At 66.1% G+C, this 22,704-nt stretch carries 23 protein-coding genes, 1 tRNA gene and 1 pseudogene; 11 read left to right on the top strand and 14 right to left on the bottom strand.

From position 1 onward, the window contains the following. Positions 1-20: 20 nt before the first annotated feature. Positions 21-1,010: an NAD-dependent epimerase/dehydratase family protein gene (locus C458_RS17570; protein ID WP_008577766.1), complete on the top strand. Its 990-nt coding sequence runs from the start codon at positions 21-23 to the stop codon at positions 1,008-1,010. Positions 1,011-1,064: 54 nt separating this feature from the next. Here C458_RS17570 and C458_RS17565 read toward each other — a convergent pair whose 3' ends face one another. Then, complete coding sequence (locus C458_RS17565; RefSeq protein ID WP_008577764.1) at positions 1,065-1,757, bottom strand: HD domain-containing protein; 693 nt, start codon at positions 1,755-1,757, stop codon at positions 1,065-1,067. 195 nt (positions 1,758-1,952) lie between these two features. Here C458_RS17565 and C458_RS17560 point away from each other — a divergent pair, with 195 nt between their 5' ends. Next, positions 1,953-2,672, top strand: coding sequence for an alanyl-tRNA editing protein (locus C458_RS17560; protein WP_008579476.1), 720 nt, complete (start codon positions 1,953-1,955; stop codon positions 2,670-2,672). Between the two features lie 34 nt (positions 2,673-2,706). On the opposite strand, the gene C458_RS17555 is transcribed toward C458_RS17560, so the two are convergent. The 8 genes from C458_RS17555 to C458_RS17520 form a co-directional block, all read right to left on the bottom strand. Next, the gene (locus C458_RS17555; protein ID WP_008577762.1) at positions 2,707-3,465 is read right to left on the bottom strand and encodes an FkbM family methyltransferase; all 759 of its coding nucleotides are present in this window, start codon (positions 3,463-3,465) and stop codon (positions 2,707-2,709) included. Positions 3,466-3,682: 217 nt separating this feature from the next. After that, positions 3,683-3,786, bottom strand: a tRNA-Gln gene (locus tag C458_RS17550). Between the two features lie 76 nt (positions 3,787-3,862). Beyond that, positions 3,863-4,315, bottom strand: a complete 453-nt coding sequence (locus C458_RS17545; RefSeq protein WP_004971151.1) for a metal-dependent transcriptional regulator — start codon at positions 4,313-4,315, stop codon at positions 3,863-3,865. Positions 4,316-4,319: 4 nt separating this feature from the next. Beyond that, positions 4,320-4,811 carry a hypothetical protein gene (locus C458_RS17540; RefSeq protein WP_004064301.1) on the bottom strand — a complete coding sequence of 164 codons (492 nt, stop codon included), beginning with the start codon at positions 4,809-4,811 and terminating at the stop codon, positions 4,320-4,322. A 144-nt stretch (positions 4,812-4,955) separates the two neighbouring features. Then, a complete protein-coding gene (sufD, locus tag C458_RS17535; protein WP_008577759.1) occupies positions 4,956-6,164 on the bottom strand; it encodes a Fe-S cluster assembly protein SufD in 1,209 nt (402 codons plus the stop codon). A 3-nt stretch (positions 6,165-6,167) separates the two neighbouring features. Further along, positions 6,168-7,598 (bottom strand): Fe-S cluster assembly protein SufB, encoded by a 1,431-nt coding sequence (gene sufB, locus C458_RS17530; RefSeq protein ID WP_008577757.1) that lies wholly within the window; start codon positions 7,596-7,598, stop codon positions 6,168-6,170. Between the two features lie 12 nt (positions 7,599-7,610). Then, positions 7,611-8,519, bottom strand: a complete 909-nt coding sequence (locus C458_RS17525; RefSeq protein ID WP_008577755.1) for an ABC transporter ATP-binding protein — start codon at positions 8,517-8,519, stop codon at positions 7,611-7,613. 218 nt (positions 8,520-8,737) lie between these two features. Then, the gene (locus C458_RS17520) at positions 8,738-11,434 is read right to left on the bottom strand and encodes a DNA polymerase elongation subunit (protein WP_008577752.1); all 2,697 of its coding nucleotides are present in this window, start codon (positions 11,432-11,434) and stop codon (positions 8,738-8,740) included. 105 nt (positions 11,435-11,539) lie between these two features. On the opposite strand from C458_RS17520, the gene C458_RS17515 reads away from it, so the two are divergent. The 3 genes from C458_RS17515 to C458_RS17505 are packed head-to-tail and all read left to right on the top strand — an operon-like array spanning position 11,540 to position 12,841. Then, entirely contained in the window at positions 11,540-11,725 is a 186-nt protein-coding gene (locus tag C458_RS17515; protein WP_004044080.1) for a hypothetical protein, read from the top strand. A 48-nt stretch (positions 11,726-11,773) separates the two neighbouring features. Continuing rightward, positions 11,774-12,376 (top strand): hypothetical protein, encoded by a 603-nt coding sequence (locus C458_RS17510; RefSeq protein WP_008577751.1) that lies wholly within the window; start codon positions 11,774-11,776, stop codon positions 12,374-12,376. 27 nt (positions 12,377-12,403) lie between these two features. After that, positions 12,404-12,841, top strand: coding sequence for a hypothetical protein (locus C458_RS17505; protein WP_008577750.1), 438 nt, complete (start codon positions 12,404-12,406; stop codon positions 12,839-12,841). Between the two features lie 24 nt (positions 12,842-12,865). Here the strand turns inward: C458_RS17505 and rad50 are convergent, their stop codons facing one another. Further along, on the bottom strand, positions 12,866-15,547 hold the full coding sequence (gene rad50, locus C458_RS17500) for a DNA double-strand break repair ATPase Rad50 (RefSeq protein ID WP_008577749.1): 2,682 nt from the start codon (positions 15,545-15,547) through the stop codon (positions 12,866-12,868). Then, positions 15,544-16,842 carry a DNA double-strand break repair protein Mre11 gene (gene mre11, locus C458_RS17495; RefSeq protein ID WP_049897045.1) on the bottom strand — a complete coding sequence of 433 codons (1,299 nt, stop codon included), beginning with the start codon at positions 16,840-16,842 and terminating at the stop codon, positions 15,544-15,546. Before mre11 ends, rad50 begins: the two co-directional genes overlap by 4 nt. On the opposite strand from mre11, the gene C458_RS17490 reads away from it, so the two are divergent. Next, positions 16,836-17,276 carry a hypothetical protein gene (locus C458_RS17490; protein ID WP_239638774.1) on the top strand — a complete coding sequence of 147 codons (441 nt, stop codon included), beginning with the start codon at positions 16,836-16,838 and terminating at the stop codon, positions 17,274-17,276. The genes mre11 and C458_RS17490 overlap by 7 nt on opposite strands. Here the strand turns inward: C458_RS17490 and C458_RS17485 are convergent. After that, positions 17,273-17,542, bottom strand: coding sequence for a helix-turn-helix domain-containing protein (locus C458_RS17485; protein WP_008577746.1), 270 nt, complete (start codon positions 17,540-17,542; stop codon positions 17,273-17,275). The genes C458_RS17490 and C458_RS17485 overlap by 4 nt on opposite strands. A gap of 171 nt (positions 17,543-17,713) precedes the next feature. On the opposite strand from C458_RS17485, the pseudogene C458_RS17480 reads away from it, so the two are divergent. After that, positions 17,714-19,025 (top strand): annotated as a pseudogene (locus C458_RS17480) (proteasome-activating nucleotidase). Positions 19,026-19,104: 79 nt separating this feature from the next. Here C458_RS17480 and C458_RS18825 read toward each other — a convergent pair. Next, positions 19,105-19,239 carry a hypothetical protein gene (locus C458_RS18825; RefSeq protein WP_255348179.1) on the bottom strand — a complete coding sequence of 45 codons (135 nt, stop codon included), beginning with the start codon at positions 19,237-19,239 and terminating at the stop codon, positions 19,105-19,107. 113 nt (positions 19,240-19,352) lie between these two features. Between C458_RS18825 and nth the strand changes: the two genes are divergently transcribed. Then, a complete protein-coding gene (gene nth, locus C458_RS17470) occupies positions 19,353-20,036 on the top strand; it encodes an endonuclease III (protein ID WP_008577742.1) in 684 nt (227 codons plus the stop codon). On the opposite strand, the gene C458_RS17465 is transcribed toward nth, so the two are convergent. Next, on the bottom strand, positions 20,037-20,519 hold the full coding sequence (locus C458_RS17465; RefSeq protein WP_008577740.1) for a hypothetical protein: 483 nt from the start codon (positions 20,517-20,519) through the stop codon (positions 20,037-20,039). It lies immediately after the preceding gene. 241 nt (positions 20,520-20,760) lie between these two features. Between C458_RS17465 and C458_RS17460 the strand changes: the two genes are divergently transcribed. From C458_RS17460 to C458_RS17450, 3 genes are all read left to right on the top strand, one after another. Further along, positions 20,761-21,591: a hypothetical protein gene (locus C458_RS17460; RefSeq protein ID WP_008577739.1), complete on the top strand. Its 831-nt coding sequence runs from the start codon at positions 20,761-20,763 to the stop codon at positions 21,589-21,591. 85 nt (positions 21,592-21,676) lie between these two features. Beyond that, entirely contained in the window at positions 21,677-22,315 is a 639-nt protein-coding gene (locus C458_RS17455; protein WP_006600548.1) for a halocyanin domain-containing protein, read from the top strand. After that, on the top strand, positions 22,315-22,704 hold the full coding sequence (locus C458_RS17450; RefSeq protein WP_004064315.1) for a hypothetical protein: 390 nt from the start codon (positions 22,315-22,317) through the stop codon (positions 22,702-22,704). Before C458_RS17455 ends, C458_RS17450 begins: the two co-directional genes overlap by 1 nt.

Here is a 22,704-nt window from a genome sequence, read left to right as displayed (position 1 = left end):
CGCGCGCCTTCGACCGGGACATGGACAACGCACTCGTCATCGGCGGTACGCGATTCATCGGCCGCCACCTCGTCTCGGAACTCCTCGACAGCGGCTACGCCGTGACCATCTTCAACCGCGGGAACCACGACAACCCCTTCGAGGGCGACCCGCGCGTCCAGCACGTCCAAGGCGACCGAACCGACGACGAGGCGCTCCGGACCGCGAAACTGACCGTCGAACCCGACGCGGTGTTCGACTGCGTGGCGTACACGCCCGCGGAGGTCGCCTCGGCGGTCGACATCTTCGCCGACGTGGACGCCTACGTCTACATCTCCAGCGGCGCGGCCTACGGGGCCGAAGTCATCCCGAAGCGCGAGGGCGAGACGCCGCTGTGCGACTGCACCGACGAGCAGGCGACGGACGACTCGGATGCGAGCTACGGCCCGCGGAAAGCCGAGGGCGACCGGGTCGTCTTCGAGGCGGCCTCGCGGGGCATCAACGCGATGTCCGTCCGGCCCTGCATCGTCTACGGCCCCGAAGACTACACCGAGCGCCTCGACTACTGGATCGACCGCGTGCTGAACTACGACCGCGTCGTCGTCCCCGGCGACGGGACGAACGTCTGGCACCGCGCCTACGTCGAGGACGTGGCGAGCGCGATGCGCGTCGTCGCCGAGGAGGGCGAGGCGGGCGAGGCCTACAACGTCGGTGACAGACGGCTCGTGACGCTCGAAGAGATGGTCGAAGTCATCGCTGACGCCGCCGGCACCGACGTCGAGGTCGTCCACGCGGGCGAGCGTGAACTCGCCGCGGCCGGTCTCTCGATGGACGACTTCATCCTCTACCGCGACTACCCGCACGTCCTCTCGACGGACAAACTCGCCCGTCTCGGCTGGGAATCGACCCCGGTCGAGGAGGCGATGCGCCGGTCGGTCGCCGACCACCGCGACAGCGACCGCGACGGCGCGGAACACGACCCCGGCCGCGACGCCGAAGCGCGCGTGCTCTCGATTCTCGACACGCTCTGAGGCGGGGTAATTCGCTCGAAAAAGCGCGGCGGCGAGGCGGCGGCTCCGACGTGCTCAGCCGCTGAACTGGCCGTCATGGTCCATCTCGGGGACCTCCTCTTCGAGCCACTCTCGGAACCACTTGACCCGCTTGAGCCGCTGGTGGGCGAAGCTCTGGGCGGTGTCGGTTTCGAGCCGTTCGGAGGCGTCGCGGCCGCGCTCGAAGACGCGTTCGACCATCTCGGCGGCGTCCATGTGGGTCCGGGCCTCGTAGCCCATCCGCAGGAGCATCAGCGCGGTGCCGTTCGCGCCGATTTTGTCGAGGATGTCGGCCTCGATGAGACAGCGCGTCTCGAGCGACACGTCGGTCAGCGGCCCCTGATACGAGTGGTCGGAGACGACCTGACACACCTGGTCGACGAAGGAGTCGGGGTAGTCGCCGTGGCTGCTCAGGAACTCGCGGGCGACGCGAGCGCCCTCCTCGGCGTGGACCTCCTGGTCGGCTTCGAGCTTCGAGATGTCGTGAAAGAGGGCGGCGACGCGAACGACGTTCACGTCCGCGCCCTCGCGGTCGGCGATGCGCGTCGCGAGGTCGACGACGTTGAGGATGTGATTGAACCGGTACTCCGCGGAGTGCCACGGATACCAGCGCATCCGCCCGCCGTCGTCTTCGTTTTCGACGCTCGCAGAGAGATAGTCCGAGACGAAGCGCTTCATATCCTCGAACTCGGCGTCGGAGACCGCCGACTCTTTGATTTCAACGCCCACGGCAGAACCTCCGTCGGTGTTGGCACGTACGTATTCTCATTACACGGAATGAGGGTCGTTCCACTCTTAGGCGTTACGACCACCCTGAGTCGCGGGAACCGGGCTCTCGGGCGAACAGACCGGGTCTCGTGGCCGCCAATGTGAACCGCTGGCACATCGATGAGAGTTAACCCGCCCGCCCGCGTCGACCCCGACGTGACCGAAGCACGATACCTCGACGACGCGACGACACACGAGTTCGAGGCGACCGTCGAGACGGTCCGCGGAACCGACCGCGTCGTCCTCGACCGGACGTACTTCTACCCGACCGGCGGCGGCCAACCGCACGACACGGGGACGCTCTCGGCCGGCGGAGAGACGTGGGACGTGACAGACGTCCGGAAACGCGACCGAATCGAACACGTCGTCGCGGGCGACGCGCCCGACGCGGGGACGACCCTCACGGGGGCAGTCGACGCGGCGCGGCGGCGCGCCCACAGCCGCTACCACACGGCCCAGCATCTCCTCTCTGCGGTCCTCCTCGACGAGTTCGACGCCGAGACGACCGGCAACCAACTGTACGCCGACCACGCACATCTCGACTGCGCCTACGACCGCTTCGACGGCGACGACCTCCGGACCATCGAGACGCGCCTGAACGACCTCGTCGCGTCCGACCTCCCCGTCAGGTGGTACAGCCTCGACCGCGAGGAGGCCGAAGCGACGCTCGATCCCGACCGCACCAGACTCCACCTGCTTCCGGACTCGATTCGCGAGGTCCGAATCGTCGAAATCGGCGACGCGGACGACCCCTTCGACCGGACCGCCTGCGCGGGAACTCACGTCGAATCGACGGGCGACATCGGCACGGTCTCCGTCGCCGGCCGGACGACCCAAGGCTCGGCACACGAACGCGTGAACTTCGTCCTCGAATAGCCGGTCGCCGGTCGAATCGACTCCTCGGACGCGACTACGTGGACCGGGACGCTTCTGCCCGCGCCCGAGGCTCGCATACCCAGCCCTCGCGGACCGGAACCAGCTCGTAGCCCGACTCCCGGAGCAGGGCCTTCGCCGCCGCTTCGTCGTGGCTCCCCCGGGCGTCGTGCAGTTCGAAATACACCGTTGGCCGGTGCTCCCGAAGGACCGCCTCCGCCCCCCGGAGCACGTTCAGGCCGAACCCTTCGACGTCAACTTTCAGGTGGTCCGGCGGCGGGACCGTCCCGGACTCGACGAGCGAGTCCAGCCGTCGCATCGATACCGACGCCGTGTCGACGACCCGCGCCCCCCACGCGCTCGCGTGGTCTCGCGAGAACGACCCCAACTCGTCGTAACTCGACAGGTGGAACGCTCGGGATTCGTCGGTTCCGCCGAGGCCGCAGTCGAGGAGGTCTACCCGGTCGTCGAAGTCGTTGACCTCGACGTTCGCCCGCAACTGGTCGATGACCTCGGGGTGCGGCTCGACGGCGACGACCTGCGCGGAGGGTTCGCTGGCCGCGACCGCGAGCGTGTAGGTCCCCGTGTTCGCGCCCACGTCGACGACCACGTCGCCGCCGTCGAGGTCGAGCAACAGCGCTTGCAGGAGCACGTCGTTGCCGTGACGGTTGTACAGTTCGTAGCTCCGGAAACTCGTCCGCCCGACGTGTTTCTTCGTGGCGACGAGCCGTCGCTCGTAGTTCGCCCGAACGAGCGCGTAGTGGAGGGTGTACGCGAGGTGCCGAGCGACCGACACCGGATGCAGCAGAGACACGTTAGTGTATTGTCATTGTGCGGCGATAAAAATCGCTCGGCGGCGAAGCGCCACGCTCTTCGCGGTAGGTCGTCGGAGAAGTGTCGAGTAGTCCCGGGCGGATTCGAACCACGAAGACTCGAATCCTCTCGTCTTCTGGGTGTCGAATCGCCTTCCGTGACAGATTCGTGGCTCACCGTTCGGTTCGCCACAGAATTAGTAGTCCCGGGCGGATTCGAACCGCCGTCAGCGGCTGTCTTCTCGGCACGCATTGAACCGTACCAATCCAAAGGCCGCTATGATTGGCCACTACACCACGGGACTTCGGTGATGTCGTCCACTCGTCGGTTGTCCGCTGGTAAATGAAAACGCTTCGGTTCCGGTCGGTCGGCGGCGGCGACTAATCGGCGGCTTCCGTCTCCGTCTCGGGTTCCGCGCCGCACACGTCGAGATACTCGCAGGCGTCCGTCTCTGGGTCGAAACAGTCGGGACACTCGGAGTTGCGGTCGATGATGGTGTCGAGTCGCTCCGCGATCATCCCGTCGATGACGGGTTCGAGTTCGCGCGCCTCCGCGCGGAACTCCTCGACGTCGAGGACGTTCGACAGGAAGCGCTCGATGATGCAGTAGGTCTGGAGCGCGTCGCGGGCGCGGACGATGCCCTCGTCGGTGAGGGTGACGCCCTTGTACTTCTCGTGTTCGGCGAGGCCGCGGGATTCGAGCTTGCCGATCATCTCGTTCGCACTCGCGGGACTCACCTCCATCATGTCCGCGAGCGCGCCGGTGGCCGCCGGGCCGTTCTCCATCTCCTGCAGCAGGTAAATCGCCTTGACGTATTGGTCTGCCGTGTTCATCGTTTCACTCGCGGTCTTCCATGATTCGCGTCACTTCTTCTACGCCCTCGGCCTCCTCGTCGCGAATCGCCGACAGGGTGGCGACGAGTTCCTCGCGGTCGATAGAGAACTGTGCCTCGCTCGCCTCGATGGCCTCGATGACGTCGTCGTAGAACTTGTATGCGGTCTCCTCGTTGCAGAGCTGGTCGTAGAGGACGCCGTCGAAGTCTTCGGGCTTCGTCTGGCCGTACTGGGCCTCGACCAGCGCCTCTATCTCCTCGAAGGGGACGCTGTCGACTTCCAGCCGGTCGATGACGGCTTCGAGGCGCTCGCGGTGGTCCGCGGACTCCTCGGCGGCGTGCGAAAGCAGGGCTCGAATCTCCTCGTCGAGCGCGTCTTCGTCGAGTTCCTCGTGGTGGTGGTAGGCGCGCGCCTCCACGACCTCTTCGAGGACGATACCGATCTGGAGGAGTCGGGCGAGCTGGTGGTCCGAGCTGACCTGATAGCCGACGCTCATGGGCTCGTCCCCCTCAACGTTCGAAGACACGGTCCCGCGACGTACATACACACCTCTCCGGGAGTAACCGACTTAAGCGGTTCCCTCGCGAGTCGACGGGATCGGAGAAAAAACGCTCGGCGAAGTCGCGCCGCGGAGGCCGGACTACCGCAGGCGCGCCGCGATGAGCTCTTCGAGGTCGTCGCGGAACTCGTCGACTTCGATCTCTTCGAGGACGGGCACGAAGAAGCCCTCCACGAGCATGTTACGGGCCTGTTCTTCGGGGACGGACCGAGAGACCATGTAGAAGAGGTCCTCGGCGTCGACCTGCCCGACGGAGGCGGCGTGGGACGCCTCGGTGTCGTGGTTGTTGATGATGAGCTTCGGCGACGCGTCGGCCTCGGACTGGTCCGAGAGCATCAGCGTGTTCTCGCGCTGGTAGGAGTTCGTACTCCACGCGTCGCGGCCGACGTCCTGGACGCCCTCGTACACCGAGCGCGCCTCGTCGTCGAGGACGCCGCGGGTCACGAGGTCGGCCGTCGTGTTCTCGGCTTTGTGCCAGACGCGGGCGTTGACGTCGAGGTGCTGGTCGTCGTGGCCGAAAAAGGCGCCGACGATTTTCGTCTCCGACGCCTCGCCGTTGAGTTCGGTCTCGACGTCGCTGCGGGTGAGCCGCGAGCCGAGGTTCCCCTCGATCCAGTTGACCGTGGAGTAGGTGTCGGCGTCGGCGCGCTTGAGCGAGTACGTGTACGTCTCCTCGTCGAGGTTCTGCAGGGAGCCGTACTGGACGTACGAGTTCTCGCCCGCGTCGATTTCGACGAGGTTCGAGAAGTACCGCGCGTCATCGACGCTGTCGCCGGACTCGATGGCTTCGAGGATGGTGACCGACGAGGACTTCTCGGTGACGACGAGCGTGTGGCTGAACAGCGACCGAGAGTTCATCTCGGCGCGAATCTTCACGTCCTCGGCGTCGACGCCCTCGGGGACGTAGATGAACGTGCCCGTCGTGAACAGCGCCGCCGAGAGGGCGGTGAGGTAGTTCGTGTCGGGAGCGACGACCGAGCCGAAGCGCTCCTCGATGAGGTCGCCGTACTCGGAGAGCGCCTCCGTGAACGGGAGGACGACGACGCCCTCGGGCGACTCGCGGGTCGTCTCGTCGGCCTGGTTCAGCGGGTCGACGAGCGACTCGAAGTCGAGCGCTTCGAGGTTGGTCCAGCGGCGACCGGGCGTCTGGATGACGTCCGGCAGTTCGAGCGCGTCGAGTGCTTCGAGGGCGTCGAGGCGGGCCTCGAGGAGCCACTCCGGCTCGTCCCGTGCGTCCGAAATCTCTCGTACCGTCTCTGCGGACAGGTTCGCGGGAAGTTGCGCACTCATTGGTTATCCGAGGCTACCCTCCATCTCGAGTTCGACGAGTCGGTTGAGTTCGACCGCGTACTCGATGGGCAGTTCCTCCGTGATGGGTTCGATGAACCCGGAGACGATCATCTGCTTCGCGTCGTCGTCGTCGAGACCGCGCGACTGGAGGTAGAAGATGTCCTCGTCGCCGATCTTGCCGACGGTCGCCTCGTGGGCGACGTCCACGGTGGACTCGTTGATCTCCATGTACGGCATCGTGTCCGAGGTGGACTCGTTGTCGAACATGAGCGCGTCACACTCGACCGCGGTCGAGGAGTTCTTCGCGCCGTTTGCGATGTGGACGAGGCCGCGGTAGTTCGTGCGGCCGCCGTCCTTCGAGATGGACTTCGACTCGATGGTCGACTTCGTCTCGGGGGCGTTGTGGTACACCTTCGCGCCGGTGTCGATGTTCTGGCCCTCGCCCGCGAAGGCAATGGTGATGTGGTTGTCGGAGGCACCGCGGCCCTTCAGAATCGACGCCGGGTAGAGCATGGTGGCCTTCGAGCCCATCGAGCCCGAAATCCACTCCATGCGGCCGCCCTTCTCGACGATGGCGCGCTTGGTGTTGAGGTTGTAGGTGTTCTTCGACCAGTTCTGGACGGTCGAGTACTGGACGTGGGCGTCCTCGCCGACGAACACTTCGACGCCGCCGGAGTGGAGGTTGAACGCGGAGTACTTCGGGGCCGAACAGCCCTCGATGTAGTGGACTTCGGAGCCCTTCTCCGCGACGATGAGCGTGTGCTCGAACTGGCCCATGCCCTCGGAGTTCATGCGGAAGTACGCCTGCACCGGCATCTCGACCGTCACGTCCTCGGGGACGTAGACGAACGAGCCGCCGGACCAGATCGCGCCGTGAAGCGCGGCGAACTTGTTGTCGCTCGGGGGGACGCACTTCGTCATGAAGTACTCCTTGACGATGTCTTCGTGCTCCTGGACCGCCTGGTCCATGTTCATGAAGACGACGCCTTTCTCCTCCCAGCGCTCCTGCATGTTCTGGTAGACGACCTCGGACTCGTACTGGGCGCCGACCCCCGAGAGGGCGTTCTTCTCGGCTTCCGGGATACCCAGTTTGTCGAAGGTGTCCTTGATGTCGTCCGGCAGGTCGCGCCAGTCGTCGACGCCGCCGCGGACTTCCACGTCGGGTCGGATGTACGGGACGATTTCGTCCACGTCGACCTCGGAGAGGTCGGGCTGGCCGGGCCAGTCGGTCGGCATCGGCATCTTCTGGTACTGCTTGAGCGCGCGAAGGCGGCGCTCGAGCATCCATTCGGGCTCGTCTTTGTCCTCCGAGATGACGCGGATGGTCTCTTCGTTGAGACCCTTCTCGGCCACGAACGCGGCCTTCTGCTCCTTCTTGAACTCGAAGCGAGCTTCCGTGTCTGTCTCTTTGAGGTGGTCTTGGTCGGAACTCATGATGTTGGGGGATTACGCGGCTTCGTACACTTCCTCACGGACCCAGTCGTAGCCCTTGTCTTCGAGTTCGGACGCGAGCGACGCGTCGCCGCTCTTGACGACCTTACCGTCCAGCATGATGTGGACGTGGTCCGGCTCGACGTATTCGAGGATACGCTGGTAGTGAGTGATCTGGAGGATACCCGTGCCCTGCTCGTCGCGCAGCGCGTTGATACCCTTCGAGACGTCCTGCAGGCGGTCGATGTCGAGACCGGAGTCGATCTCGTCGAGCACCGCAATCGACGGTTCGAGAATCGCGGCCTGAAGGACCTCGTTCTGTTTCTTCTCGCCGCCGGAGAACCCGGCGTTGAGATAGCGTTGCATGAACTTCTCGTCCATGTCGAGAAGCTCCATCTTCTCTTTGAGGAGCTGCTGGAACTCGGCGACGCCGACTTCGCCGTCGTCGACGTTCCCCTCCATCGGAGAGGTGTCGTAGCCGGCTTCCTCTTCTGCTTCCTCGTCGTCGTCCTCACCGAAGAGGAGCTCCTCGCGCTCGTCGATCTTCGCGTTGAGCGCGGTGCGGAGGAAGTTCGTCATGGTGACGCCCTCGATTTCCGCGGGGTACTGGAAGCCGAGGAAGATGCCGAGCGCGGCGCGCTCGTTCGGCTCCAGTTCCAGAAGGTTCCACGCGCGGGCGTCGTCCGGAATTTCAAGGTCACCGAAGTCGTCGTCCTCCAGGTGGAGGAGGATTTCGCCTTCGGTTACTTCGTAGGCGGGGTGCCCGGCGATGATTTTAGAAGTCGTAGACTTGCCGGACCCGTTGGGACCCATCAGCGCGTGGATCTCGCCGGATTTGACTTCCAGGTCGACACCTCGCAGAATCTGCTCACCGTCTTCCTCCGCGACTCGTGCGTGGAGGTTCTTGATCTCGAGAGTTGCCATCGTTGGTTCGTTGCCTCGTACTCGAAAGGTGGGGAGTATCGCCCATAATGCTTGCGCATTCACCCCCGCCACCTTTTCCAGAAAGAAAATTTGTTTTCAAATCCGCAAAGAATCACGCCGATTCGCGACACGCGTCCGGGTTTCGGACAGCCGAACGACGTTACGGTTCCGGCGACTATGTAACCAAATATAGTTTCGTTAGGCGGTGACGGGAGCGGTCACATGAAACTGCCGAGGCCGGTCTGTTCCTGGCCGCTTTTCACCTCGTCCCACGACATCCCGAGCGCCTCGATGACGCGGGAGATTGGCCCTTCGAGCGTCTTTGTGAGCATCGTCTCCCAGTCGACTTCGAACTCCTCGGGAATCTGGTCCGCGTACTCGAAGCAGATGACGTCAGGGTCGCGCTTGAACTCGCGGTAGCGGTCGTCGACCTGCGGGTCGAACTCGCCGGTCTCCATCTCGCGGAACCACGACGGGTGGACCTTCTTGAGGTAGACCCGCTTCGGCTTCGACCCGCGGCCGAAGTTCGTCCCGAGGAAGGCGTTTGCGTACTGCGCCCCGCGGACGTGCGCGGTCGGCGTCTCGTACGCCGAGAGGCGCTTGCCGATGCCGCCGGGGATACCGACCTGTTCGAGCGGGAGGTTCCCCGCCTCGAAGTCCGTGATGATGTCGTGGAGGTAGTCTTTGATGACCTCGGTGTCCTCGCCGTGGACGATCATGTCGATGACGTTCTTCTGGACCTCTTTGGTTATCTGCGCGATGTCCGACCGTTTGTACTCGAACCCCGTGATGTCGATGTCGTCGACGTCTTTGCCCTCCTTCCAGACGATGTGGCCCGCGTAGCGCTTCTTCTTGCCCGCCTGGAAGAACCGCCGGTAGAGCTTCTCGAACTCGATTTGGAAGCGGTGTTCGTCCGCGCCCAACTCGTCGCGCGCGAAGTCGTCGTAGGCGGCGTTGATGTGCTCCTCGATGTCGAACGACTGCTCGATGGCTTCTTCTTTCGACACGTCGGGGCCGAGTTCGAGCATGACGCTGTCGGTGTCGCCGTAGGCCACGTCGTAGCCGATTTGGTTCGCGGCCTGCTCCGTGAACTCGATGACCTTCCGGCCGGTCGCCGTCACCGCCGCGCCCATCTCCTTGTCGTAGAGGCGGAAGCGGTCCCAGCCCAGCACGCCGTACAGCGAGTTCATGATGACCTTCACCGCGGCCTGCTGGCGGTCGAACTGCTCGTACTGCGACGACCCGGGGTCGTGGGAGTTCCGCAGCGACTTCTTCTCCTCGCGCTCGGTGAGGAGTTCGTCGACCATCTCCCGAATCATGCCGTCCGGCTCCTGCTGGAAGTGCGTCCCGTTGGGCGCGCGGAACATTTCGCCGTCGTAGCGCTCGGGATCGACCTTCGTCTCCGGCGACGCGTTGATGGTCACCATACACATCGGGTACAGCGACTTCAGGTCGAGCACCGTGACGTTCTCCTTGACGCCGGTGATGGGGTCGAAGACGGCCCCGCCCTCGTAGTCCTCGGACTCCTGTTTGCCCTTCGAAGGGAGCGCGAACTCCCCGTGGACCTTGTGGAGCACGTAGATGTCGACGGTGTCGCCCGGCGTCGGCGCGTCTTCGAGCTTACAGCCGACGAACGTCCGCACCTCGTCCCAGAAGGCGATGATGTCCTGTTTCCGATCGATTTCGACGCACAGCTCCACGTCGCGGAGGTTGTATTCGAGCAGGCGTTCGGGGTCTTCCTCCCAGAGGTCACCGATGTCGCCCGAGTAGCGCTCCTTTCCCGCATCGAGTTCGAGTTCGCCCACCGCGTCGAGACGGTAGGACTCGAGTTCGGTGAACTGGGTTCGCTTGTAGGCGTACAGCAGGTCGAAGACGACGCGACCCTTGATGTCCGGGCCGCCCCAGCCGCCGCGCCACACCTCGCCGAGCCGCGAGATGCGGTTGTAGTCGAGGTTCAGGTCGGTCCGCTTGTCGACTTCCTCCAAGCGGTCGAGGAAGTACGGCGCGTCGAAGTCCTCGAAGTTCCACCCGGTGAGGATGTCGGGGTCGGTCTCCTCGATGTACGTGAGGAAGGCGTCGAGCATCGCGGCCTCCTCGTCGAACGTCCTGACCTCCACGTCTCCGTCCTCCCCGAGGAAGTCGTAGTTCGGCAGCGAGTCGGGGCGCTTGCCGAGGCCCTCGTCGGCCACGGCGTGCCAGACGACGTACTCGTCGCGGTAGGAGTCGTGGCTGGTAAGACAGACAATCGGCTCTTCGCCCTCCTCGGGGAAGCCGTTCCGGTCGTTGACCTCGATGTCGAAGGTGTTCACCCGGAGGTTCGCGTCGACCTCCGCGGGCGCGACTTCCTGGTGGGGAATCTGAATCGTCCCGTCGTCGAGGCGACGCTCGGGGACGCTGACGCCGCCTTTGATGTCCTTGTCGATGAGCAGGCGGTTCGGAAAGAGGATGTCCGCCTCGTAGTGGTCGAACTCGTCGCGAATCTGACCGACGTCGCGGGGGGTGCGGCCGAAAATCTTCGTCAGCTCCTCGCCGCGGATACTCTCGTAGCCGTCCTCGCTGCCGGTGATAACGTCCTTGTCGAGGTCGTCGTCGTCGAGGCTGTCGGTGGGGGCGTAGAAGTACGGCCGAAATCCGAGTACGCGGACGTGTTCGGTCTCGTCGTCGGCCCTCCGGCCGAAAATGTGAATCACCGGGTACTCGTCGCGGCCCGCCCCCTCGATGGTGTAGTCGACCTGCGTGACGGCCAGTTCGACCGTCCCGTCCGGGTCGGGAAACCGCACCTCGTCCGTGTCGACGACGTCGGAGACGTGCTGGCCGGCGTCGCCGGCGACGATGGCGGCCTCCTCGTCAGGCCGCGCGTCGCCCGCGCCGTCGGCGTCGTTCCCCCCGAAGTCGGTCAGACCCGTCTGCGTCATGGCAATCGCTTCGGCGGCGCGGCTAAAAACCCCGGCGTTTCCGCGAACCGCACCCGGAACCACGGAAAGACATTTATCCATGTATGACATTCCTTGGCACACGATATGACCGACCACGCAACTCCGGAGCGGTGGGATGGCACGATCGACGGCGACGGACCGACTGGTCCGACGGGAGCCGAGACGGTCGAATCCTACGATATCGACGGTGGCGTGGTGTTCTACGACGCGGAGAACCCACTCGCGTGGGTCGAGGCCTCGAGTTCGATGCGCCTCGACGACTGCGCCTGACTCGGCCGAAACGGACACTTTTTCTCGGCACGGCGTCTCGACGCGAGCGTGACGGACGACGAGCGACGCGAGGGGCCGGCCGCCGACGCGACAGCCGAGGACGACGACGCGACGCCTCCGTCGGCGGACGTGGCCTCGGAAATCGACCCCGAAAAACGGTGGGGCGACCCCGAGGCCCGCTGGGACCCGGAAACCCGCTGGGGGAACCCCGAGACGGACCTCCCGACGATTCCCCGCGTCCGCATCCCCGGCGAGGACGCCGACAACGGCGAGGACCCGGATAGCGGCGACGACGACGCGCCGGCGTTCTCCCCCGACGTGAATCCCGAGGTCGCTCGGCTGTTCTGGGCGAGCGTCGTGCTCGCCAACGTCGGCCTCGCGGGGCTCACGGTCGGCCCGATGCTCGTCTACTTCCGCGGCGATACGCTCCTCGGCGGCGGCCTGTTTCTGTTCGGCGCGGTCGTGCTCGTCCGCGTCTACTCCATCTACCGGGAGTTCAAGCGAGGGGAGTGGCGGGACGACGATGGCGACGACAGCAACGACGGCGACGACAGCGACGGCGATGACGCGGACGACGGCGACTCAGCCGAGAGCGACGACGCGTCGGGAACTGATGACGAACGCGAAGACGCCCCCGAGCGCAACCGCTAACAGTCGCCGCGCCCTTCGCCGGGACGTATGCGAACCGTCCGCGGACCCGACGGCCGGACGTATCTCCTCGTCAAGCAGTCGAGCGACGCCAGCCGCGTCCGCGACCCGGAGACCGGCGAGGAGCGGCACCTGCCGAACGACGATCTCGAAGCCGTGAGCGGCGAGTCCCCGCTCGAAACCGCCGCGCGCGCCGTCCCCGAACCGGTCCGGAGAATCCTCGTCGCGGTCCCGACCGAGCGCGGCCTCGGCCTGCTCGTCGACCTCGTCGACCGCGGGCCGCTCCCCGTGGTCGACCTCCTCGGAGCCTACGACCTCTGCGAGAGCGACCTCCACGGCCTCCTGACCGAGTTCCGAGTTGCCGGCCTCGTCGCCGAAACCACGGTCTACGGGGAGCGCGGCTACGAGGCGACCGACGCCGCGAAAGAGGGAGTCGAATTACTGCGGGCGAACGGCGCACGCGAGTAGGCTTCGCGGCGGAGCCGACCGCCCTCAGTCGTCCGCGAGCGCGCCTTCGACTATCGGCGCGTCGGTCCGCTCGACCGTCGAGCGGTTCGTCGTCGGGTTCTTCTCCACGCGGACGAGGTCGTCGGCCGCGCCGACCAGGTCCTCGTCGTGGCTGACGATGAGAATCTGCTTGACGCCGCGGTTCTGCATGTCCTCGACGAGGTCGACCAGCCGCGAGACGTGGCCGCCGTCGAGGAACACCGTCGGCTCGTCGAGGATGAGCGGCGGGAGCGGGGCCGCGCCGTCGATTCCCTCGGCGAGGAGCCGGTAGATGGCACACCGGAGGCTGAGGTTGAACAGCGCGCGCTCGCCGCCCGAGAGCTGTTCGGGTTCGAGCGCGGTGCCGTCCTTCTGGAACACCGTCAGCCCGTACTCGCCGTCGAGCCGGATGCGCGAGTAGGCGTCGTTGGCGTAGACGAGGTCGAACGTCTCGTTGAGCATCCGTTCGAGCACCTCGACGTTGCGCTGGCGAAGCTCCGCCCGGAGGTCGCCGTAGGTCGATTCGAGCGTCGAGACCTCCTCGTGGACCGATTCGAGGGCGTCCACGCGCTCGGCGAGGTGGTCGCGGCGCTCCCGGAGGTCGTCCAACTGTTCGAGTTCGGCCTCGACGCCGCCGACGCGGCTCTGGAGTTCGTCGCGCTTGTCGCGTAGCTCGGGCAACACCTCGTCTTCGACCCGTTCGAGGTACGCCGCGGCGTTTTCCTTGCGCTGTTTCGCCCCCTCGACGGCCTCCTCGTCGACCGTCTCGCGGAGTTCGTCGCGGCGCTCGCGGCGCTCACGGAGGTGTTCGCGGCGTTCGCGGTTCACCTCGGCGAGCGTCTCGCGCTTCTCGCGGAGTCGGTCCCGCGCGTCGATTTTCTCGCCCCGCGAGTCGACCAGCGACTCGATGCGGTCGAGTCGGTCGCGCCGGTCACCGAGGGTGTCGAGGTCCGATTCGAGCGATGCGACCGTCTCTGCGACCTCCTCGGCCCGCTCGGCCTGCGTCGTCGCGGCCTCGCGTTTCTCCTCGGCCTCCGACTCGAGTTCCGCGGCGGCCTCGCGCTTTTCCGCGGCGGCCTCGCGGCGGCTCTCGACGGTCTCCTCGCGGTCCGCGATGCGCTCGTCGACGAGGTCGAGCTTGTCGCGCTGCGAACTCGCGCGGTTCTCGATTTCGACGAGTGCCTCGGCCGCCTCGACGGCCGCCGAGCGCGACTCGACCGCCGATTCGAGCGATTCGAGGTCGGCTTCCAGCGACTCGACCGCGGCCTCGCGCTCGCTGATAGCGTCGACGTGGGGCGACCCCGCGACCGGCTGGCCGCACTCGGGACACTTGCCCGCGTCGCGGAGGCGCTCGGCCTCGGCCAGGCGCTCGCGCGCGTTCTTCAGGTCGGTCTCCGTCTCCGCGAGCGACTCACGGGCCTCGGAGCGCGCCTCCCGTCGTTCTTCGAGCAGGTCGGCGGCCTCGCCGAGTTCGACGGGCGCGTCTTCGAACCGCGCTTCGGCGTCGTCGAGCGCCGACCGGAGCTCCGCGCGCGTCTCGCGGAAGGATTCGAGTTCCCGCTCGGCCTCGGCGGCGGTTTCCGCGTCGGCGTCGGCGGCCTCGCGTTTCTCCCCGGCGCGCGATTCGAGGTCGTCTGCGCGCTCGCGGAGGCGCTCGGCCTGCGTCTCGAAGGCCTGCGCCCGCGTCCGCGCCTCGGAGAGGTCGTCGCGCAGCTCGGATTCGCGCGCCGACAGCGCCTCCCGCGCGTCGGCTATCGCCTCGTCGTTCGCGTCGTCGATGTCGGCCCGGGCGAGGGCGTCGTCGATGTCCGATTCGAGTTCGTCGGCGGCGGCGTCGAGTTCCCGGACGCGCTCCGAGAGGTCGTCGCGCTTCGTCTCGTCGGCGGAGATTTTCGCGGTCAAGTCCGCGATTGCCGACTCGATTTCGTCGAGTCGCTCCCGCTTTTCGGCGTGTTCGTCGAGCGTCGCCTCGGCGGCGTCGAGCGCCGACTTCGCCTTGTCGCGCTGGCTCTCGTAGTTCGAAATCTCCTCGTCGAGGGAGTCGAGTTCGGATTCGAGCGCGTTGAGCGTCGCGTGGAGGTCCGCGTCCTCCTTGGCCTCGATTTGCGACTCGACGTCTTCGAGGACGCTCCGCTTTTTCGTCAGCACGTCTTCGACCCCGAGCCGGGCGTTGCCGGCGCGCTCGCGGTACGTTTCGAGCTTTCCGAGTTGCAGGAGGTCGTCTATCATGTCCTGGCGCTGGCTCGGCGTCGCGTTGATGAGCTTGTTGACCTCGCCCTGCTGGACGTACGCGCAGTTCACGAACGCCTCGGCGTCCATCCGCAGGAGCGACGCGACGTGCCGGCGAACGTCGCGCGCGCCTTCGACGGTTCCCTCGGGGCCGTCGAGGACGCACTTGGCGGTGGTCGCGCGGTCGCCGGAGACGCGAACCCGGCGGTCGATGCGGTACTCGCCGCCGTCGTGGACGAATTCGAGCGCGATTTCGGCGTCGTCGGCGCCCGTCGTCACCACGTCTTCGAGCGTCCCCGCGAGCGCCTTCGAGCCGTAGAGCGCGAAGAAACACGCTTCGAGAAGCGACGACTTGCCGCTGCCGTTGACGCCGTGGATGACCGTGACGCCGTCCCGAAGGTCGAGTTCGGCGTCCTCGTAGGGTTTGAAGTTCCGGATGGCGATTCGGGTGAATCTCACGCGAAATCACCCAGCGAACTGTCGCGGCTCGCCGCCGGTTCCGCGGCGGCCTCGGAGTCGGTTTCGGTCGTCGTCTCCGGCTCAGTCTCCGCCGCGTCTTCGGCGGCGTCCACGTCTTCTGCGTCCTCGACGACCGCCGACTCACCGTCCTCGGCGTCGTCCTCGCTCTCGCCCTCGGCGGCGACGAAGGCTCCGGGGTCGTCCGAGAGGAGCGATTCGACGCGGTTGCGGACCTCGTCGCGGACGTTCGAGTCGGCGACCGTGCTCGCGCGGACCGTCTCGTCCACGTCGAGGGCGGCGCTCGACAGGCCCATCTCGCGGACCCGCTCGCGCACCGCGTCGTCGGGGTCGGCGAAGGTCACGTCGGTCGCCAGTTCGGCGTCGTCGTCGATGTCGCGCTTGTCGTTGACGCGGGCGACGAGCGCGCCCTCCTCGACGGCGAACGACTCGACCGCCGCGGGCGTGACGGCGTCGCCCTCGCCCCGCAGTTCCACGATGACGACCGCGTCTTCGAGGTCGAACTCGCGGACGCGCTGGCGGACGCGCTCGATACCCTCGTCGCCGGCGAGGTCGACCTCGACGAAGGCGAACGGGCGCGTTTCGAGGGTTCGGCGGCGGATATCGACCGCGTCGGGCGCGAACTCGACGAGGTTGTAGCCGCGCGGGTCGCGCTCGCTCGCGCTCGCGCGCTCGGTGGACCCGCAGTAGGTCACCCACGTCCCGTCGAGTTCGGCGGTGCCGGGGACGTGGTTGTCGCCGAGGAGGACCGCGTCGAAGTCGACGTTCGACTCGGCGAGGACGGTTTCCGTCTCCCAGTCGGCGTGCGCAAAGGGCGTAAACAGGCCGTGGGCGACGAGCACCGCGCGCTCGGCGTCGGCGGGGTCGAACTGGTAGTCGAGTTCGTCGCGGCGGGAGCGCGGCACGTGGTCGAGGCCGTAGAACGCCACGTCGCCGACGACGTGCGGGCCGCGCCCGAGCCTCGTCGCCAGTCCGAGGCGCTCGAAGAGATCGAGCCACTGCCCGCCGCGGGTCGACTCGTGGTTGCCGACGATGGCGAGGAAGGGAATCCCGGCGTCGTCGAGGCGGCGGAGCGCGGCGAGCGTCCCGAGGAGGTCGGGGAGTTCGGGGCGGCGGTCGTGGTAGAGGTCGCCCGCGTGGACGACGGCGTCCACGTCTCCGTCGAGCGCGTCCGCGACGACCCGCTCGAAGGCGTCGAGGAAGTCCTGTCGGCGCTCCGGCGAGTGGTACTGCTGATACCCGATGTGGGTGTCGCCGGTGTGTATCACCCGTGTCATCTATCACTCGGTTCGCCACCGCCGCTGAAAACGGTTGTGCGACCGGAGCGGAAGTGGTCGGCGTCCCGCGGTCGCCGCTCGGCGGCGCGAGAAGCCCGGTCCGACTCGTCGGCGGCGTCCGCGAGCGCGACGTGGAGTCGGTCGAGGTCCGCGAGGAGCGACCGCCCGCGACGCGCGCAGTCGTGGTGTCCCCGTCGGGCGGCCTCACCGACCGCTCGGCGGAGCGTCAGTTCACCGCCGTCGGAGAGAAAGCGGGCGGCAGCAGAAAGCGATTGGAAGGCGTCACGCGCCTCGGCGACGACTGCGGCGGGCGGGCGCGACTCGGATCGGTCGCCGGTATCGGCGTCAGCGTCGGCGAGCGCGGAGAGAGCGCGGCCGACATCGTCGGGAGCGGGCGAAGACATACGGCGACGTGGCCGCGCGTTCGGATTTAAATGTTGAGCGTGTAGAGGCGCTTGCGCGCGTCGGAGAACGAAAACCGGGAGTCGACCGCGCCCTCGTCTTCCAGCCGGGAGAGCGCGTATCGGACGGTACGCGGGGGCAGAAGCGACTCCTCGGCGATTTGGCTCTGGGTGAGCGTGTCCTCGTAGTCGAGAATCTTCGCGACCAACTTGGCGCTCGGGGGCATGTCCCGAACCGACACCCAGCGGTCGTCTGCGTCGGGTTCGGACTCGCGTTCGACTGCTTCCGTAGTGCTCATCGTACGAGACACCATGCAATGCTATTAGATAATATTTGCTATCCAGATTTATTACTGATAAGAATTTGTGTGACACGCGTCAGACTCGTCATCCGGGCGGGAGACGCCCCCTAGGCGGCGAATCCCTCACACACCCGAAGCCTCTTATGAACCTGCACCCTATGCCGGATGATGACCGATACTGTGGACGACGTCGATCTCCCCTACGATAAGGACTCGGCGTCGCAGCAGGAGAAGATCACCGCCCTTCAAGAGCGGCTCGAAGTTCTCGAAACGCAGAACGAGGAGATGCGCGACAAGCTCCTCGACACGAACGCCGAGAACAACAAGTATCAACAGAAGCTCGAGCGCCTTACCCACGAGAACAAGAAGCTCAAGCAGTCGCCGCTCTTCGTTGCGACGGTTCAGGAAATCACCGACGAGGGGGTCATCATCAAGCAGCACGGTAACAACCAAGAGGCCCTCACCGAAGTGACCGACGAGATGCGCGAAGAGCTCGAACCCGACGCGCGCGTCGCCGTGAACAACTCTCTCTCCATCGTCAAGCGACTCGACAAGGAGACGGATGTCCGGGCGCGCGTGATGCAGGTCGAACACAGCCCCGACGTGACCTACGAGGACATCGGCGGCCTCGAAGAGCAGATGCAGGAGGTCCGCGAGACGGTCGAGATGCCGCTCGACCGCCCCGAGATGTTCGCTGAGGTCGGCATCGACCCGCCGTCGGGCGTGCTCCTCTACGGCCCGCCGGGCACCGGGAAGACGATGCTCGCGAAGGCCGTCGCCAACCAGACGAACGCCTCGTTCATCAAGATGGCCGGCTCCGAGCTGGTGCACAAGTTCATCGGCGAGGGCGCGAAGCTCGTCCGCGACCTGTTCGAGGTCGCCCGCGAGAACGAGCCCGCCGTCATCTTCATCGACGAGATAGACGCCATCGCCTCGAAGCGGACGGACTCGAAGACCTCCGGCGACGCCGAGGTCCAGCGCACGATGATGCAGCTCCTCGCCGAGATGGACGGCTTCGACGNTCGCCTCGAAGCGGACGGACTCGAAGACCTCCGGCGACGCCGAGGTCCAGCGCACGATGATGCAGCTCCTCGCCGAGATGGACGGCTTCGACGAGCGCGGCAACATCCGCATCATCGCGGCGACCAACCGCTTCGACATGCTCGACCCCGCGATTCTCCGCCCCGGTCGGTTCGACCGCCTCATCGAGGTGCCCAAGCCGAACGAGGACGGCCGCGAGATTATCTTCCAGATTCACACCCGGAAGATGAACGTCTCCGACGACGTGGACTTCGTCGAACTCGCCGAGATGGCCGACAACGCCTCCGGTGCCGACATCAAGGCCGTCTGTACGGAAGCCGGGATGTTCGCCATCCGCGACGACCGCACGGAGATATTCATGCAGGACTTCGTCGACGCCTGGGAGAAGATACAGCAGGAAGCCTCGGACGAGACCGAAGTCTCCCGCGCGTTCGCGTAACCGACGCGAGTCGCGTTTCGTTCCGTTTCGGACCGAGTCCTTCGATTTCGTTTTTCGCGCGACGCCGACCGCCGAGTGACTACGCCGCGAACGCGACGTACGGCAGGACGAACAGCGCGAGGAACATCGCCGTGAGGATGAGCCCGTAGCCGCCGAGCGTCGCGGCCGCGGTCAGCCACGATTCGCGCCGGCCGGGGGGTTCGAACGCGGACATGGTCGCCCAGTCGCGGTCGTAGATGATAAATCGTCGGTGTTTCGGCTCCGACGACCGCCGCGGCGACCACCGGAACCCGAACGACTGAAACCGACCGGGTCGCACCCACAGGTATGGGCACGCCACACGAACGCCGCGAGGCGCAGGCCGAGGAGGTCCTCGACCGACTGTACGAGGAGTACCCCGACACCACCATCTCGCTTTCTTACTCGAATCGCCTCGAACTGCTCATCGCCGTCATGCTTTCGGCGCAGTGTACCGACGAGCGCGTCAACAAGGTCACCGCGGAGCTGTTCGAGAAGTACGACGACGCCGCGGACTACGCCGCCGCCGACCAAGAGGAGCTGGCCGACGACATCAGCTCCATCACCTACTACAACAACAAGGCGAAGTACATCCGCTCCGCGTGCGCGGACATCATCGAGAAACACGACGGCGAAGTCCCCGACACCATGTCCGCGCTGACCGACCTCGCCGGCGTCGGCCGGAAGACCGCGAACGTCGTCCTCCAGCACGGCCACGACATCGTGGAGGGCATCGTCGTCGACACCCACGTCCAGCGGCTCTCGCGCCGCCTCGGCCTGACCGAAGAGGAGTACCCCGAACGAATCGAGGAGGACCTGATGCCGGTCGTCCCCGAGCGAGACTGGCAGCAGTTCACGCATCTGTTCATCAGCCACGGGCGGGCCGTCTGCGACGCGCGCAACCCCGACTGCGACGCGTGCGTGCTCGAAGACATCTGTCCGTCGTCGAAGCTCGACCACGACGTCGACCTCGCCAGCGGCGAGGCGTGGTAATCAGCCGAACACGTAGCCGCTCAGGTAGCGATAGATGCCGAGCACCCACGCGAGAATCCAGAAGACGACGTAGCCGAAGACGCCGACGCGGAGGCGGCCGCGCCACGCGCCCATGTTCTCGTGGAGGTCGTCGAGCGACACGTCTTGGTCCGGGTCGCGGTAGAGGTCGGCCTCCCACTTGGCCTGGAAGATGCGGACGATGCCCGTGAGCGCGAAGACGAGCATCGCGTAGGCTTGCAGGCCGAGAATCGCGTGCAGGGCGCTGAGGCCGTTGAGTTGCTGAAAGAGCCGCGGGAGCATCCACGTAACGACCGGGACCGTGTTCAACACGAGGCCGGGGAAGATGATTTTGAGGTGGTAGACGAGCACGTCCCACGACACCGTTTCGGCGTCTATCATTATCCACGCGCCGTAAATGTAGAAGGGAAAGCTGGCCGTGACGGTGATCGCGGCGAGCGTGGCGAAAGTCGTCTCGTCTGCCATCGCACGGCGTTAGGACCCGGCCGGCCTAAAGGGACCGATGCGCGGCGTCCCGTTCGAGCGCTAGACCACGCGGCGGCCCCCGAACGCCGGCCGCGACGCCCCAGATTCGAGTCTCGAACCATACTTTCGAGCACCGGACCAACCGGACGGCGTGCTTCGGCGCGTTGCGCGATGAGTCGCTCGCGGCGGACGCGGTTCGGGGTCGGAACACGTTTACCGGCGTGGACCCTACTCCGGGCCGATGTCAGACTCGTCTTCCGCCCCGGCCGACGACGGCTCGTCACCGGACGCGGACGCCGACGCCGCGATGTCCGACGCGGAGCTCGCGGCCCTCCGCGAGGAGGTCGAAGCCAAGTACGACTTCGAGAACTTCGGCCCGGCCGACATGGCGAAGATGACCCCCGAGGAGTGGGACGCCGCGTTCGACCCCGACTCGTGGATCGTCGGCGAGGAGCTGCTCGACCGCGTCGAACAGGAACTCCGCTACCGCGTCGCGATTCGCGAGGTGTTCGCCGTCCTCGAACGCGTGACCGAAGGCGGCGAGCCCCGGATTCTCGCGTACTCCGACGAGGGCTACGCCGTCGTCTACCCGGACGGGAGCGTCGAGGGCGAAGGAACCGTCCTCCGCGACGTGAAACCGACCGTCGCACTCTGTTCGATGGAGGACTTCGAGGTAAACGACGCGCCCGAGACCGTCAGGCTCCCCGAACCCGACGAGGTCGCACAGGGGACCGGCGACTTCGGCAATCGGATGCTCCAAATCGTCGCGTTCGGCCAGTTGCTCGGCGGGTTCGCGCTCATCGGGGCGTGGCTCGTCCTCCCCGATCTCGAGTCGATTATCGCGCCGCTGGCCGGCCTGGGCTTTCTCGTCATCGGCTTTTTCCTCTTCGTCGTCGTGGCCAACGCCCGGCTCTCGGACCGCTTCCGCGCCGAGGAGTACCGGGATAGGCTCCGCGTCATGGGTCTCGAAGGCGGGTCGCGTCCCGAGTTCGTGCCCGCGTTCGACGGGGACGAAACCGCCGCGCCGTTGATCGAGCCTCCCGAGCGAGACGCCCACAGTTCTGAGGGTTGACCCCGACCCGAACCCACCTCGTAAACCACCTCCGTGACGGCATAGTCGGTGGGTTTAAGCGCGTCCCATCCTGACGAACGACCGTATGAAAAGGCGGGAGTTTCTCCGAACGGCTGGCGGTGCGACAGCCGCCGCGACCGCTGCCGCCGGGACCGCTGCTGCGCAGGAAGGCGGCGGTGGAGCGCAGGTTCAGCCCGACTTCGGTGGCTATCTCGACGGCATCGACGGAGGGTACGAAGACCTCCGCGGCCAAAGCGAGGTCACTATCGAGGTCGGCGCGTCCGGCAACGGCGGGAACCTGGCGTTCGCACCGGCTGGCATCTGGATCGACCCCGGCACGACCGTGACGTGGGAGTGGACCGGCGAAGGCGGCGGACACAACGTCGTCGCGAGCGAGGGTGCGTCGCTCGACTCCGGCGCGTCCGTCTCCGAGGCCGGGAGCACCTACGAGTTCACGTTCGAGAACGGTGGCATCACGAAGTACCACTGTGTGCCGCACGAGGCGCTCGGCATGCTCGGGGCGGTCGCCGTCGGCGACGACGTGGCGACTATCAGCACCGGCGGTGGCGGCGAGAAGGAACTGCACGAACTCGGCGTCCCGATTCAGGCCCACTGGGTCGGGTCGGCGACGATTCTCGGCATCCTCGTCACCATCATCTACACGTTCTTCATCTTGAAATACGGCGAGTCCCCAAATACGGGTAACACCGGAGGTGGCGAATAATGTCTTCGACCGGCAGCACATACGGTGACATTCACCGGTACGAACCGGCGCGAGAGAGCACCGCCGCGGCCATCGCAATCGTCCTTCTGACGGTCATCGAGGTCGTGTTCGTGTTCCTCTTCACGTACGGCTTCGTCTCGGGCTGGGGACTGACCGACACGGGGAACATGTTCCTCGGCGGCATCCTCGCCGTCATCTTCGTGGACCTCGCGTTCATCCTCGCGCTGTACCGCAAGGAGTTCCTCCCCGACGTGATGATCGTCAAAAAGCGGCGTCGTAAGTGGGAAGACCTCTACGTCCGCGAGGAGGACGTCGACGGTGTTACCGTCAGCAGCGATGACGCGTGGGAACAGGTCAAGCGCGCGGTGTACCCCTACTACAAGCGATAA

Origin of the sequence: Haloferax sp. ATCC BAA-644, assembly GCF_000336975.1 — an archaeon.
GTDB classification, from domain to species: Archaea; Halobacteriota; Halobacteria; order Halobacteriales; family Haloferacaceae; genus Haloferax; species Haloferax volcanii.
This window is presented reverse-complemented; position numbering and strand designations above follow the sequence as displayed.

What these genes read in the sequence shown, in the direction of transcription:
- C458_RS17570 (WP_008577766.1), top strand. Translation starts at nt 21, where the DNA reads ATGGACAACGCACTCGTCATCGGCGGTACGCGATTCATCGGCCGCCAC.
- C458_RS17545 (WP_004971151.1), bottom strand. Translation starts at nt 4,315, where the DNA reads ATGAACACGGCAGACCAATACGTCAAGGCGATTTACCTGCTGCAGGAG.
- C458_RS17540 (WP_004064301.1), bottom strand. Translation starts at nt 4,811, where the DNA reads ATGAGCGTCGGCTATCAGGTCAGCTCGGACCACCAGCTCGCCCGACTC.
- sufD (WP_008577759.1), bottom strand. Translation starts at nt 6,164, where the DNA reads ATGAGTGCGCAACTTCCCGCGAACCTGTCCGCAGAGACGGTACGAGAG.
- sufB (WP_008577757.1), bottom strand. Translation starts at nt 7,598, where the DNA reads ATGAGTTCCGACCAAGACCACCTCAAAGAGACAGACACGGAAGCTCGC.
- C458_RS17525 (WP_008577755.1), bottom strand. Translation starts at nt 8,519, where the DNA reads ATGGCAACTCTCGAGATCAAGAACCTCCACGCACGAGTCGCGGAGGAA.
- C458_RS17520 (WP_008577752.1), bottom strand. Translation starts at nt 11,434, where the DNA reads ATGACGCAGACGGGTCTGACCGACTTCGGGGGGAACGACGCCGACGGC.
- C458_RS17515 (WP_004044080.1), top strand. Translation starts at nt 11,540, where the DNA reads ATGACCGACCACGCAACTCCGGAGCGGTGGGATGGCACGATCGACGGC.
- C458_RS17505 (WP_008577750.1), top strand. Translation starts at nt 12,404, where the DNA reads ATGCGAACCGTCCGCGGACCCGACGGCCGGACGTATCTCCTCGTCAAG.
- mre11 (WP_049897045.1), bottom strand. Translation starts at nt 16,842, where the DNA reads ATGACACGGGTGATACACACCGGCGACACCCACATCGGGTATCAGCAG.
- C458_RS17485 (WP_008577746.1), bottom strand. Translation starts at nt 17,542, where the DNA reads ATGAGCACTACGGAAGCAGTCGAACGCGAGTCCGAACCCGACGCAGAC.
- C458_RS18825 (WP_255348179.1), bottom strand. Translation starts at nt 19,239, where the DNA reads ATGTCCGCGTTCGAACCCCCCGGCCGGCGCGAATCGTGGCTGACCGCG.
- nth (WP_008577742.1), top strand. Translation starts at nt 19,353, where the DNA reads ATGGGCACGCCACACGAACGCCGCGAGGCGCAGGCCGAGGAGGTCCTC.
- C458_RS17465 (WP_008577740.1), bottom strand. Translation starts at nt 20,519, where the DNA reads ATGGCAGACGAGACGACTTTCGCCACGCTCGCCGCGATCACCGTCACG.
- C458_RS17460 (WP_008577739.1), top strand. Translation starts at nt 20,761, where the DNA reads ATGTCAGACTCGTCTTCCGCCCCGGCCGACGACGGCTCGTCACCGGAC.
- C458_RS17455 (WP_006600548.1), top strand. Translation starts at nt 21,677, where the DNA reads ATGAAAAGGCGGGAGTTTCTCCGAACGGCTGGCGGTGCGACAGCCGCC.
- C458_RS17450 (WP_004064315.1), top strand. Translation starts at nt 22,315, where the DNA reads ATGTCTTCGACCGGCAGCACATACGGTGACATTCACCGGTACGAACCG.